We start from the raw sequence: 13,266 nt of genomic DNA on the forward strand, positions 1-13,266 counted from the left end.
ATGAGCAAACTGCGTATTGCGCTGGTGGCTGGCGAGGCTTCCGGCGACATTCTTGGCGCCGGTTTGATGCGCGCGCTCAAGGCCCAGCATCCCGCCGTTGAATTTATCGGTGTCGGTGGCCCACTGATGCAGGCCGAAGGGCTGACCTCTTACTTCCCAATGGAGCGCCTGGCGGTCATGGGGCTGGTGGAGGTCCTGGGACGCTTGCGCGAACTGCTGGCCCGGCGCAAGAAACTGGTTCAGACCCTGATCGCCGAGAAGCCGGACGTATTCATCGGCATCGACGCCCCCGATTTCAACCTGAATATCGAACTCCAGTTGCGTCAGGCCGGCATCAAGACCGTGCACTACGTCAGCCCTTCGGTCTGGGCCTGGCGGCAAAAGCGCGTGCTGAAGATCCGCGAAGGTTGCGACCTGATGCTGACGCTGTTCCCGTTCGAAGCCAAATTCTATGAAGAGAAGGGCGTGCCGGTGCGGTTTGTCGGGCACTCCCTGGCTGACGCCATTCCGCTGGAGGCCGATCGGGCCGCGGCTCGCGCTGAGCTGGGCTTGCCCGAGGGGCCGCTGGTGGCCCTGATGCCGGGCAGTCGTGGTGGCGAAGTCGGGCGCCTCGGGGCCTTGTTCCTCGATGCCGCGCAACGCCTGCGCGCCTTGCGTCCAGGGGTGCGTTTCGTCATGCCCTGCGCGAGTCCCGAACGGCGCGTTCAGTTGGAAGAGCTTTTGGCCGGTCGCGACCTGCCGCTGACCCTGCTCAACGGCCAGTCGCATCAGGCGCTGGCGGCTTGCGACGCGGTATTGATCGCTTCCGGCACCGCGACCCTTGAGGCGCTGCTGTACAAGCGCCCGATGGTCGTCGCCTATCGCCTGGCGCCGCTGACCTTCTGGATTCTCAAGCGCATGGTCAAGAGTCCTTATATTTCCCTGCCGAACCTGCTGGCCCAACGCCTGCTGGTTCCTGAGCTGCTGCAGGACGACGCCACTGCAGAGGCCCTGGCCCAGACCCTGTCGCCTTTGATCGAAGATGGCCAGGAGCAGACTCGCGGGTTTGACGAGATCCATCGTACCCTGCGCCGGGACGCCTCCAACCAGGCGGCTGAAGCGGTGTTGAACCTGATTGGCAAACCGGCATGAGTAACGAAAAGATGCAGATGGGACTGGATTTCTCGCTGGTGGCCGATGCCGAAGACCTGGTGGCCGGTGTCGACGAAGTAGGGCGCGGCCCCTTGTGCGGCGCGGTGGTCACGGCCGCGGTCATTCTCGATCCGAATCGGCCGATTATTGGCCTGAACGACTCGAAGAAACTCACCGAGGCCCGTCGCGAAAAGCTCTACGACGAGATTTGTGAGAAAGCCCTGAGCTGGTGCATTGCCCGCGCCGAAGTCGAGGAAATCGACGAACTGAATATCCTGCATGCCACCATGCTGGCCATGCAGCGCGCGGTAGAAGGGCTGAGCGTGACCCCGAAACTGGCGATGATCGACGGTAATCGTTGCCCGAAACTGTCGATGCCTGCCGAAGCCGTGGTCCAGGGCGATAGCAAGGTGCCGGCGATCGCCGCGGCATCGATTCTGGCCAAGGTCAGCCGGGATCGCGAGATGGCGGCGTTCGAGCTGATCTACCCCGGTTATGGCATCGGCGGGCACAAGGGCTATCCGACGCCCGTTCATCTGGAAGCGCTGGCCCGCCTGGGGCCGACGCCGATTCACCGGCGCTCGTTCGCACCGGTGCGCCAAGCCTATGAAGCCCGTGAGAACGCGGGCGAGATTCAGTCCTGAGGCTGATGTTTTAGCGAAGGCCCGGTACAATCCGGGCCTTGTTGTTTTTGCGCTCATTACAGGATCACTATGCCGGCTTCATTCGTTCATCTACGCCTGCACACTGAATATTCCCTGGTTGACGGTCTGGTGCGGATCAAACCGCTGGTCAAGACGTTGGCCGGCATGGGCATGCCCGCGGTGGCGGTTACCGACCAGAACAACATGTGTTCCCTGGTCAAGTTCTACAAGGCATCCATGGGCACCGGGATCAAGCCGATCTGTGGCGCCGACCTGTGGCTGTCGAACAAGGACCCCGAGAACCCGCTGAGCCGCATCAGCCTGCTGGTGATGAATGCCGTGGGCTATCGCAACCTGACCGAGCTGATTTCCCGTGGTTTCATCGATGGCCAGCGTAATGGCCAGATCATCATTGAGCGCGAGTGGGTGGCCGAGGCCGCCGAAGGCCTGATCATGCTCTCGGCCGCGAAAGAGGGCGAGATCGGTATCGCCTTGCTTTCTGGCGACCTGCAAGAAGCGGAAACCCTGGCCCGCGAGTGGATGGCGGTGTTCCCGGACCGTTTCTATCTGGAAGTGCAGCGTACCAACCGTCCCAACGACGAAGAGCAGCTGCACGCAGCCGTGGCCCTGGCGGACAAGATCGGCGCGCCGCTGGTGGCGACCAACGATGTGCGCTTCATCAAGCGCGAAGACTTCGAGGCCCATGAAACCCGGGTCTGCATCGGTGAGGGCCGCGCCCTCGACGACCCGCGTCGTTCGAAGAACTACAGCGATCAGCAGTACCTGAAAAGCGCCGAGGAAATGGCCGAGCTGTTCAGCGACCTGCCCGAGGCCCTGGAAAACACGGTCGAGATCGCCAAACGCTGCAATATCGAAGTGAAGCTGGGCAAGCACTTCTTGCCTGACTATCCGATTCCCGATGGCATGACCATCGATGAATATTTCCGCAAGGTTTCCTTCGACGGGCTGGACGAGCGCCTCAGCGTGCTGCTGCCCAAGGACACCACCGAAGACTATGAAGCCAAGCGCCAGGTGTATGTCGACCGGCTGAATTTCGAGCTGGATATCATCATCCAGATGGGGTTCCCCGGTTACTTCCTGATCGTTATGGACTTTATCCAGTGGGCCAAGAGCAACGGTGTGCCGGTGGGGCCAGGCCGGGGGTCGGGTGCCGGCTCCCTGGTGGCCTACGTGCAGAAGATCACCGACCTCGACCCGCTGGCCTACGACCTGCTGTTCGAACGTTTCCTCAACCCGGAACGGGTTTCCATGCCCGACTTCGACGTCGACTTCTGCATGGACGGTCGTGACCGGGTTATCGACTACGTGGCCGAGAAATATGGCCGTAACGCGGTAAGCCAGATCATCACCTTCGGTTCCATGGCCGCGAAGGCTGTGGTGCGGGACGTGGCGCGGGTTCAGGGCAAGTCTTACGGCTTGGCTGACCGTCTGTCGAAGATGATCCCCTTCGAAGTCGGCATGACCCTGGAAAAAGCCTACGAGCAGGAAGAAATCCTGCGCGACTTCATCAAGGTCGATGAAGAAGCGGCGGAAATCTGGGAGATGGCGCGCAAGCTCGAAGGCGTGGTGCGTAACGTTGGCAAGCACGCCGGTGGCGTGGTTATCGCCCCGACCAAGCTGACCGACTTCTCGCCGATCTATTGCGACGAAGCCGGCGACGGCCTGGTGACCCAGTTCGACAAGGACGACGTCGAGGCCGCCGGCCTGGTGAAGTTCGACTTCCTCGGCCTGCGGACCCTGACCATCATCAAGTGGGCGATGGAGACCATCAACCGCGAGCAGGTGAAAAAGAACCTGCCCGACGTCAACATCGACTTCATCCCGCTGGACGACAAGAAGACCTACGAGCTGCTGCAGAAGGCCGAGACCACCGCGGTGTTCCAGCTCGAATCCCGAGGCATGAAGGAGCTGATCAAGAAGCTCAAGCCTGACTGCCTGGAAGACCTGATCGCACTGGTGGCGTTGTTCCGTCCCGGTCCGTTGCAATCGGGCATGGTGGACGACTTCATCAACCGTAAGCACGGTCGCGCCGAACTGGCCTATCCGCATCCGGACTACCAGTACGAGGGCCTGCGGCCGGTACTGGCTCCGACCTACGGCATCATCCTGTATCAGGAACAGGTGATGCAGATTGCCCAGGTAATGGCTGGCTATACCCTTGGCGGGGCCGACATGCTGCGTCGTGCCATGGGTAAGAAGAAGCCCGAGGAGATGGCCAAGCAGCGCGGCGGCTTCATCGAAGGTTGCGCCAACAACAGTATCGATGCCGACCTGGCGGGCAACATCTTCGACCTGGTGGAAAAATTCGCCGGCTACGGTTTCAACAAGTCCCACTCGGCCGCCTACGGGCTGGTGTCCTACCAGACAGCATGGCTCAAGACGCATCACCCGGCGCCTTTCATGGCGGCGGTACTGTCCGCGGATATGCACAACACCGACAAGGTGGTGGTGCTGATCGAAGAAGTGCGCAGCATGAAGCTGCGCCTCGATGCTCCGGATGTGAACAGTTCCGACTTCAAGTTCACCGTCAACAACGACGGCCGCATCGTCTATGGCCTGGGAGCGATCAAGGGCGTGGGCGAGGGGCCGGTGGAGGCGATCGTCGAGGCCCGTGCCGAAGGCGGCCCGTTCAAGGACCTGTTCGACTTCTGCAGCCGTGTCGACCTCAAGCGCATCAACAAGCGTACCCTCGATGCGTTGATCCGCAGTGGTGCCCTGGACCGCCTGGGGCCTCACTTCCACGACGAAATCAAAGCCTACCAGGCCAACATCGACCGCAACCGCGCGGTGCTGTTGTCGGCCCTGGAGGAAGCGGTCAAGGCGGCCGAGCAGACCGCGCGAACCGCCGACAGTGGCCACGCCGACCTGTTCGGCGGGGTCTTCGTCGAAGAGGATGCGGATGTCTACGCCAATCATCGCAAGGCCAAGGAACTGACCCTCAAGGAGCGCCTGAAAGGGGAGAAAGATACCCTCGGCCTGTACCTGACCGGGCACCCGATCGACGAATACGAAGGTGAGATCCGGCGTTTCGCCCGCCAGCGCATCGTCGACCTGAAGCCGGCGCGCGATACCCAGACCGTCGCCGGCATGATCATTGCCCTGCGGGTCATGAAGAACAAAAAGGGCGACAAGATGGGGTTCATCACCCTTGACGATCGTTCCGGGCGGATCGAGGCTTCGCTGTTCGCCGATGCCTTCCATTCGGCCCAGTCCCTGCTGCAGACCGACGCAATGGTGGTGGTCGAGGGCGAGGTCAGCAACGACGACTTCTCCGGCGGCTTGCGCCTGCGGGTCAAGCGGGTGATGAGCATGGAAGATGCCCGCACCAACCTGGCAGAAAGCCTGCGCCTGAAGGTGCATACCGAAGCCCTCAAGGGCGATCAGCTACGCTGGCTGGGGGAACTGTGCAAACGCCATCGCGGCGCTTGCCCGATCTCCATGGAGTACACCAAGGAGGACGCCAAGGCCTTGCTGCAGTTCGGCGAAGCCTGGCGGATCGACCCGGCGGATGCCTTGATTCAAGCCCTGCGTGACCAGTTCGGGCGAGACAACGTCTTCCTCCAATACCGTTGACGGTCAGGCGCCATAAAAGTGCGCCGATCTCGACCCGAATTTTTAATCTCGACCTGAACGCGCCTCTCCCTTAAGGTAGGGCGCGAATAGACAACCGGCCGGCCCAAGCTCTCTTGGACGTCGACCCAAGACGGACGCCTATGAACCCGAATTTTCTTGATTTCGAACAGCCGATCGCCGACCTGCAAGCCAAGATCGAAGAGTTGCGCTTGGTCGGTAATGACAATTCGCTGAATATCGGCGATGAGATCTCCCGCCTGCAAGACAAGAGCAGCACCCTGACCGAAGACATCTTCGGCAAGCTGACCAGCTGGCAGATCGCACGCCTGGCGCGTCACCCGCGTCGTCCGTACACCCTGGACTACATCGAGCACATCTTCACCGAGTTCGACGAGCTGCATGGCGACCGTCACTTCTCCGACGACGCCGCGATCGTCGGCGGTGTTGCCCGTCTGGACGACCAGCCGGTAATGATCATCGGCCACCAGAAAGGCCGCGAAGTGCGCGAGAAAGTCCGTCGCAACTTCGGCATGCCGCGTCCTGAAGGCTATCGCAAGGCCTGCCGCCTGATGGAAATGGCCGAACGCTTCAAGATGCCGATCCTGACCTTCATCGACACCCCGGGCGCCTACCCGGGCATCGACGCCGAAGAGCGCAACCAGAGCGAGGCCATCGCCTGGAACCTGCGCGTCATGGCGCGCCTGAAAACTCCGATCATCGCCACTGTTATCGGTGAAGGTGGTTCCGGCGGTGCGTTGGCCATCGGTGTCTGCGATCAGCTGAACATGCTGCAGTACTCCACTTACGCGGTGATCTCGCCGGAAGGCTGCGCCTCGATCCTGTGGAAAACCGCCGAGAAAGCTCCGGATGCCGCCGAAGCCATGGGCATCACCGCCGAGCGCCTGAAAGGCCTGGGTATTGTCGACAAAGTCATCGGAGAGCCACTGGGTGGCGCGCACCGTGATCCGGCTGCCGCTGCTGCCCTGATCCGCGCCGAGCTGACTTCCCAGCTGGCGATGCTCAAGAAGATGGATAACGACACCCTGCTGGCGCGTCGTTACGATCGCCTGATGAGCTACGGTCTCTGACAGATCGACGCTCCTTGTAGGGGCGGGCTTGCTCGCGAAATGGGCGTCTCGGCCATTCAGGCACTGCGAGCAAGCTCGGTCTCTATTCAGGATCCGGTCCATTCATGAGCCCATTCGATACAGTCCTTACGCAAAAACTGCTGCAACGCCTCCTGCCCTGGCTGGACCGATCGGCCTGGCGCATCGCGTTCTCTGGTGGTCTCGACTCCACCGTCCTGCTTCACCTGCTTGCCCAACTCAGGCAGCGACACAGACTTCCCCCTTTGACCGCCATCCATGTGCATCACGGCCTTCAGGCTGCGGCTGACGCCTGGCCGGAGCATTGTCGAACCCAGTGCGAGGCTTTGGGGGTGCCGTTGCAAATAGTGGCGGTACAGGTGCAACCAGGGGCCAGTCTCGAACGCGCGGCGCGGGAAGCGCGTTATGCCGCGTTCGAAGAGGCTACCGGCGGTAATGAACTGTTGCTGACCGCCCAGCACCGTGACGATCAGGCGGAAACCCTGTTGTTTCGTCTGCTGCGTGGGGCCGGAGTCAGGGGACTGTCCGCCATGCCGGCGTCGCGTGCGCTGGGGCAGGGGCATTTGCTGCGGCCCTTGCTCGACGTCTCCCGCGACGAGCTGGAGCGTTATGCCCGTGATCATCAGTTGCACTGGATCGACGACCCCTCCAACCAGGATCGGCAGTTCTCCCGCAACTACCTGCGTCATCAGGTGTTCCCATTGCTGACCGCTCGTTGGCCGCAGGCGGCCAGCAGCATGGCGCGCAGCGCGGCGCATTTGCGTGAGGCCCGGGAGTTGCTGGATGAGCTGGCGATCATTGATCTGCAGGCCGCTGCTTTGGGCGTCGAGTTCGAGTGGCTGGGGTTGCCGTCCCTGGCGCTGGCACCTTTGGTCGGCTTGTCGGAGGCGCGTCAGCGCAATGCCCTGAGCCACTGGCTGAGCAAGCTTACGACATTGCCCGACAGCGACCACTGGGCGGGCTGGCAGACGCTGCGCGATGCCGCGGGCGACAGCTGTCCGGTATGGCGGCTGGGGCAGGGCGAGTTGCGGCGGGCGGCGGGGCGTGTCTGGTGGTTGTCGGATAGCTGGCTGCAACCCGTGCTGTCTGCACCGAGCTGGGTCGATACCGCTGCGCCTCTGCCGTTGCCGGGCAATGGTCAATTGCAGTTCACCGGGGGGGCGCCGCAAGGGCCCTTGCAGGTGCGTTACCGCCAGGGGGGCGAGGTGATGCAACTGCCCGGACGCGGCCACCGCGACCTCAAGCGCCTGCTCAACGAGGCGGGTCTGCCAGCCTTCGCCCGTGGCAGATTGCCGCTGCTGTATCGAGGCGAAGAATTGCTCGCGGTGGCGAACCTGCCAGGTCTTGACGCAAATGCCCATGAAGGCTGGCAATTGCATTGGCAGCCGCCTTCGAGCGATCAAGGTTTGAGCTGAAAGTCCCTTTCCGGTAGACTACGCTCCCTTCTTGATACAACTTCTGTGGATTCGCCTGAATTGCAGGAGTTGCCGATTACCAAGCAGTCTTTGCTGGGCGATTCCAAAAAATGTGTAGCGAGCAACGTACCGGTGTTTTCTCTTCCGGTCTGTCCCAACGCGGCGGTTTTTTTGAAAGGTGCACTGTGATTAATGCAGGTGATCGGGGGCTTCGGCCTTCCTTCGCTTTCCCCGGCGGCTCGGACCGCTTTAACGCAGACTTCTAGGGTTTTTCATGACGCGCTACATATTCGTCACGGGCGGTGTTGTTTCTTCATTGGGGAAAGGCATTGCCTCGGCTTCATTGGCGGCCATCCTGGAGGCGCGGGGACTTAAGGTCACCATGCTCAAGCTGGACCCGTACATCAACGTCGACCCGGGCACCATGAGCCCGTTCCAGCACGGTGAAGTGTTCGTCACCCACGACGGCGCCGAGACCGACCTGGACCTGGGCCACTACGAGCGGTTCATCCGCACGACCATGACCCAGAACAACAACTTCACCACCGGTCGTGTCTACGAGCACGTGCTGCGCAAAGAGCGCCGTGGTGATTATCTGGGCGCCACCATCCAGGTGATTCCGCACATCACCGACGAGATCAAGCGTCGCATCATCAAGGGCGCCGGCGATGCCGACGTGGCCCTGGTGGAGATCGGCGGCACCGTGGGTGACATCGAGTCGCAACCTTTCCTCGAGGCTATCCGCCAGTTGCGCGTCGAAGTCGGTTCCAAGCGCGCGATGCTGATGCACCTGACCCTGGTTCCGTACATCGCCACCGCTGGCGAGACCAAGACCAAGCCGACCCAGCACTCGGTGAAAGAGCTGCGCTCCATCGGCCTGCAGCCGGACGTGCTGATCTGCCGCTCCGACCACCCGGTGGACGTGTCCTCGCGTCGCAAGATCGCGTTGTTCACCAACGTTGAAGAGCGTGCGGTGATCTCCCTGGAAGACGTCGACACCATCTACAAGATCCCGGCCGTGCTGCACGCCCAGGGTCTGGACGATTTCGTCGTCGAGCGTTTCGGCCTGCAATGCAACGGTGCCGATCTGTCCGAGTGGGAAAAAGTGGTCGACGCCAAGCTCAACCCCGAGCACGAAGTCACCATCGCCATGGTCGGCAAGTACATGGAGCTGCTGGACGCCTACAAGTCGCTGATCGAAGCGATGAGCCACGCCGGCATCACCAACCGCACCAAGGTCAACCTGCGCTACATCGACTCCGAAGACATCGAGAACCAGGGCACCGCGCTGCTCGAAGGCGTCGATGCGATTCTGGTTCCAGGCGGTTTCGGCCTGCGCGGCGTGGAAGGCAAGATCACCGCCGTCCAGTACGCTCGCGAAAACAAGGTGCCTTACCTGGGTATCTGCCTGGGCATGCAAGTGGCGGTGATCGAGTTCGCTCGTAACGTCATGGGCTGGAAAGACGCCAACTCCACCGAGTTCGATCGCGCCAGCGGTCACCCGGTTGTCGGCCTGATCACCGAGTGGGCAGATGCCACCGGTGCCGTCGAAACCCGTACCGAAGCCTCCGACCTGGGCGGCACCATGCGTCTCGGCGCTCAGGAATGCCTGCTCGAAGCCGGCTCCAAGGTGCACGATTGCTACGCCAAGGACGTGATCGTCGAGCGTCACCGTCACCGCTACGAAGTGAACAACAACCTGCTGCCACAGCTGATTGACGCCGGCCTGAAGATTTCCGGTCGTTCCGGCGATGGCGCGCTGGTTGAAGTGGTCGAGGCGCAGGACCATCCATGGTTCGTCGCCTGCCAGTTCCACCCTGAGTTCACCTCGACTCCACGTGACGGCCATCCGCTGTTCAGTGGCTTCGTCAAGGCGGCTTTGGCTCAACACCAGAAGAAGGCGTAACCCCGATGGCACAGAAGATCATCCGCGTCGGCGACATCGAGATTGCCAACGACAAGCCCATGGTGCTGTTCGGCGGCATGAACGTGCTGGAAAGCCGTGACATGGCCATGCAGGTCTGCGAAGAGTACGTGAAGGTCACCGAAAAGCTCGGTATCCCTTACGTGTTCAAGGCCAGTTTCGACAAGGCCAACCGGTCTTCTGTGACCTCTTATCGTGGTCCTGGCCTGGAAGAGGGCATGCGCATCTTCCAGGACATCAAGCAAGCCTTCGGCGTGCCGATCATCACCGACGTCCACGAGCCGCATCAGGCTGCGGTCGTCGCTGAAGTCTGCGACATCATTCAGCTGCCGGCCTTCCTGTCGCGCCAGACCGACCTGGTGGTCGCGATGGCCAAGACCGGTGCGGTGATCAACATCAAGAAAGCCCAGTTCCTCGCGCCCCAGGAAATGAAACACATCCTGAGCAAGTGCGAAGAAGCGGGTAACGATCAGTTGATCCTCTGCGAGCGTGGTTCGAGCTTCGGTTACAACAACCTGGTGGTGGACATGCTCGGCTTCGGCATCATGAAGCAGTTCGAATACCCGGTGTTCTTCGACGTGACCCACGCGCTGCAAATGCCCGGCGGTCGTGCCGATTCGGCCGGCGGTCGCCGCGCCCAGGTCACCGACCTGGCCAAGGCCGGCATGAGCCAGTCCCTGGCTGGCCTGTTCCTGGAAGCCCATCCAGATCCGGACAACGCCAAATGCGACGGTCCATGCGCCCTGCGTCTGGACAAGCTCGAACCTTTCCTGGCCCAGCTCAAGGCCCTGGACGAACTGGTTAAGAGTTTTCCGACGGTAGAGACCGCGTAAAGCCGATTTCTCCGGTAAAGTACCGCACGATTAATTGCTCAGGCCCTCGGGCTTGAGCCTTATCGTCCGCAAGTCTGCCCCTTGTTCCCTGCTTGCCGGCGGTAAAGAGATTCCCTTCAGCTGCGTCGTTTTCGTCAACTTTGGAGTGTTTACAACAATGGCAAAAATCGTCGACATCAAAGGTCGTGAAGTTCTCGACTCCCGTGGCAACCCCACCGTCGAAGCGGACGTGCTTCTCGATAACGGCATCATCGGTAGCGCCTGCGCGCCGTCCGGTGCCTCCACCGGCTCGCGTGAAGCGCTGGAGCTGCGTGATGGCGACAAGAGCCGTTACCTGGGCAAGGGCGTACTGAAGGCCGTAGCCAACATCAACGGTCCGATCCGTGACCTGCTGCTGGGTAAAGACCCAAGCGACCAGAAGGCCCTCGATCACGCGATGATCAAGCTGGACGGTACTGAAAACAAGGCAACCCTGGGCGCCAACGCGATCCTCGCCGTTTCCCTGGCCGCGGCCAAGGCAGCAGCACAGGACCAGGACCTGCCGCTGTACGCGCACATCGCCAACCTGAACGGTACTCCGGGCGTCTACTCGATGCCGGTGCCGATGATGAACATCATCAATGGTGGCGAGCACGCCGATAACAACGTCGACATCCAGGAATTCATGGTGCAGCCGGTGGGCGCCAAGTCCTTCTCCGAAGGCCTGCGCATGGGCACCGAGATTTTCCATCACCTCAAAGCCGTGCTGAAGGCCCGTGGCCTGAGCACCGCCGTGGGTGACGAAGGTGGTTTCGCGCCGAACCTGGCTTCCAACGAAGACGCCCTGAAAGTGATCTCCGAAGCCGTGGCCAACGCCGGTTACAAGCTGGGCACCGACGTGACCCTGGCTCTGGACTGCGCGGCCAGCGAGTTCTTCGAAGACGGCAAGTACAACCTGTCCGGCGAAGGCCAGGTGTTCACCGCTGAAGGTTTCGCCGACTACCTCAAAGGCCTGACCGAGCGTTACCCGATCATCTCCATCGAAGACGGTCTGGACGAGTCCGACTGGGCTGGCTGGAAGATCCTCACCGACAAGATCGGCGAGAAGACCCAACTGGTGGGCGACGACCTGTTCGTGACCAACACCAAGATCCTGAAAGAAGGCATCGACAAGAAGATCGCCAACTCGATCCTGATCAAGTTCAACCAGATCGGCACCCTGACCGAAACCCTGGAAGCCATCCAGATGGCCAAGGCTGCCGGTTATACCGCAGTGATTTCGCACCGTTCCGGCGAAACCGAAGATTCGACCATTGCCGACCTGGCCGTGGGCACCTCGGCTGGCCAGATCAAGACCGGTTCGCTGTGCCGTTCCGACCGCGTGTCCAAGTACAACCAATTGCTGCGTATCGAAGAGCAATTGAATGGCAAAGCCAAGTACAACGGCCGCAGCGAGTTTCGCGGTTAAGCGGTAGATGGTACAAAGACACCGGATTGGGTCAGAAAAATCGCATCAGCGAGGTTTTTGCCACTAATCTGATGCCTTAAGAGCACAAGCCTGGTTCTTCCAGGCTTCGTGCTGTCAGTAGGTTCGAAGTTGTTGGCATGGCTGTCTTTTTTCACTGGATACCCGATATTCGATGCGCAGTCCCAATTGGTTGTTCCTCGTCTTGCTCTTGCTGCTGGCTGGCCTGCAGTACCGCCTGTGGGTGGGGAATGGCAGCTTGGCGCAGGTAACCGACCTGACTCAGCAAATTGCCGATCAGCGTGCTGAAAACGAGCGCCTGCTGGAGCGCAATCGTGTACTCGACGCGGAAGTCATGGAATTGAAGAAAGGCATGGAGACCGTGGAAGAGCGGGCTCGTCATGAACTGGGCATGGTCAAGGAGGGCGAAACCCTCTACCAGTTGGCCCAATGATCCAGTCGTTACCGGCCTTCTGGGCCGTGATTCCTGCCGCGGGCGTCGGTGCCCGTATGGCCGCGGACCGTCCCAAGCAATACTTGCAACTGGGCGGGCGCACTATTCTCGAACACAGCCTCGGCTGTTTCCTCGACCATCCTTCCCTGAAGGGGCTGGTGGTCAGCCTGGCGCTTGACGATCCTTATTGGCCGACCCTGGCTTGTGCCCACGATCCACGGATCCAGCGGGTCGAAGGTGGCGCGGAGCGTTCCGGATCGGTCCTCAATGCCTTGCTCCATCTGCACGCCCAGGGCGCTGCCGATGAAGACTGGGTGCTGGTCCACGATGCCGCACGGCCGAACCTGTCCCGGGATGACCTGGACAAGTTGCTGAGTGAACTGGCGGATGACCCTGTGGGCGGCCTGCTCGCCGTGCCGGCCCGTGACACCCTGAAGCGGATCGACAAGCACGGGCGAGTGCTGGAAACCGTGGATCGCAGCCTGATCTGGCAAGCCTATACGCCACAGATGTTCCGTCTGGGCGCCTTGCATCGCGCCTTGGCCGACAGCCTGGTGGCGGATGTGGCGATTACCGATGAGGCGTCGGCGATGGAGTGGGCCGGTCAGGCACCACGATTGATCGAAGGACGTTCGGACAACCTCAAGGTGACCCGTCCGGAAGATCTGGAGTGGTTGCGCCAGCGCTGGGCCAATCGCCGCTGAGCGTAGGTTTCGCTGGC

The 13,266-nt window shown here is 61.3% G+C and carries 10 protein-coding genes; all 10 read left to right on the forward strand.

Annotation, left to right across the window (positions count from 1 at the left end):
- The 10 genes from lpxB (at nt 1) to ispD (ending at nt 13,249) form a co-directional block, all read left to right on the forward strand.
- Nucleotides 1-1,131: a lipid-A-disaccharide synthase gene (lpxB, locus tag C4K38_RS06030; protein ID WP_053277645.1), complete on the forward strand. Its 1,131-nt coding sequence runs from the start codon at nt 1-3 to the stop codon at nt 1,129-1,131.
- A gap of 11 nt (nt 1,132-1,142) precedes the next feature.
- A complete protein-coding gene (gene rnhB / locus C4K38_RS06035; protein ID WP_053278322.1) occupies nt 1,143-1,775 on the forward strand; it encodes a ribonuclease HII in 633 nt (210 codons plus the stop codon).
- 69 nt (nt 1,776-1,844) lie between these two features.
- Nucleotides 1,845-5,369, forward strand: a complete 3,525-nt coding sequence (gene dnaE / locus C4K38_RS06040) for a DNA polymerase III subunit alpha (RefSeq protein ID WP_053277646.1) — start codon at nt 1,845-1,847, stop codon at nt 5,367-5,369.
- A 140-nt stretch (nt 5,370-5,509) separates the two neighbouring features.
- The gene (locus C4K38_RS06045; protein ID WP_053277647.1) at nt 5,510-6,457 is read left to right on the forward strand and encodes an acetyl-CoA carboxylase carboxyltransferase subunit alpha; all 948 of its coding nucleotides are present in this window, start codon (nt 5,510-5,512) and stop codon (nt 6,455-6,457) included.
- 104 nt (nt 6,458-6,561) lie between these two features.
- Entirely contained in the window at nt 6,562-7,890 is a 1,329-nt protein-coding gene (gene tilS, locus C4K38_RS06050) for a tRNA lysidine(34) synthetase TilS (protein ID WP_053277648.1), read from the forward strand.
- Between the two features lie 274 nt (nt 7,891-8,164).
- On the forward strand, nt 8,165-9,796 hold the full coding sequence (pyrG, locus tag C4K38_RS06055; protein ID WP_007924045.1) for a CTP synthase: 1,632 nt from the start codon (nt 8,165-8,167) through the stop codon (nt 9,794-9,796).
- A gap of 5 nt (nt 9,797-9,801) precedes the next feature.
- The gene (kdsA, locus tag C4K38_RS06060; protein ID WP_007924043.1) at nt 9,802-10,647 is read left to right on the forward strand and encodes a 3-deoxy-8-phosphooctulonate synthase; all 846 of its coding nucleotides are present in this window, start codon (nt 9,802-9,804) and stop codon (nt 10,645-10,647) included.
- A gap of 157 nt (nt 10,648-10,804) precedes the next feature.
- On the forward strand, nt 10,805-12,094 hold the full coding sequence (gene eno / locus C4K38_RS06065) for a phosphopyruvate hydratase (RefSeq protein WP_053277649.1): 1,290 nt from the start codon (nt 10,805-10,807) through the stop codon (nt 12,092-12,094).
- Nucleotides 12,095-12,266: 172 nt separating this feature from the next.
- On the forward strand, nt 12,267-12,545 hold the full coding sequence (gene ftsB, locus C4K38_RS06070) for a cell division protein FtsB (protein WP_007924039.1): 279 nt from the start codon (nt 12,267-12,269) through the stop codon (nt 12,543-12,545).
- Nucleotides 12,542-13,249, forward strand: a complete 708-nt coding sequence (gene ispD, locus C4K38_RS06075; protein ID WP_023969802.1) for a 2-C-methyl-D-erythritol 4-phosphate cytidylyltransferase — start codon at nt 12,542-12,544, stop codon at nt 13,247-13,249. The genes ftsB and ispD overlap by 4 nt, the downstream gene beginning before the upstream one ends.
- Nucleotides 13,250-13,266: the final 17 nt, after the last annotated feature.

Source organism: Pseudomonas chlororaphis subsp. piscium (assembly GCF_003850345.1).
In the GTDB taxonomy this organism is placed as follows: Bacteria; Pseudomonadota; Gammaproteobacteria; order Pseudomonadales; family Pseudomonadaceae; genus Aquipseudomonas; species Aquipseudomonas piscium.

Bases quoted from the DNA above. Each gene is read 5' to 3' on its own strand.
- lpxB (WP_053277645.1), top strand. From the start codon at position 1: ATGAGCAAACTGCGTATTGCGCTGGTGGCTGGCGAGGCTTCCGGCGAC.
- rnhB (WP_053278322.1), top strand. From the start codon at position 1,143: ATGCAGATGGGACTGGATTTCTCGCTGGTGGCCGATGCCGAAGACCTG.
- dnaE (WP_053277646.1), top strand. From the start codon at position 1,845: ATGCCGGCTTCATTCGTTCATCTACGCCTGCACACTGAATATTCCCTG.
- C4K38_RS06045 (WP_053277647.1), top strand. From the start codon at position 5,510: ATGAACCCGAATTTTCTTGATTTCGAACAGCCGATCGCCGACCTGCAA.
- tilS (WP_053277648.1), top strand. From the start codon at position 6,562: ATGAGCCCATTCGATACAGTCCTTACGCAAAAACTGCTGCAACGCCTC.
- pyrG (WP_007924045.1), top strand. From the start codon at position 8,165: ATGACGCGCTACATATTCGTCACGGGCGGTGTTGTTTCTTCATTGGGG.
- kdsA (WP_007924043.1), top strand. From the start codon at position 9,802: ATGGCACAGAAGATCATCCGCGTCGGCGACATCGAGATTGCCAACGAC.
- eno (WP_053277649.1), top strand. From the start codon at position 10,805: ATGGCAAAAATCGTCGACATCAAAGGTCGTGAAGTTCTCGACTCCCGT.
- ftsB (WP_007924039.1), top strand. From the start codon at position 12,267: ATGCGCAGTCCCAATTGGTTGTTCCTCGTCTTGCTCTTGCTGCTGGCT.
- ispD (WP_023969802.1), top strand. From the start codon at position 12,542: ATGATCCAGTCGTTACCGGCCTTCTGGGCCGTGATTCCTGCCGCGGGC.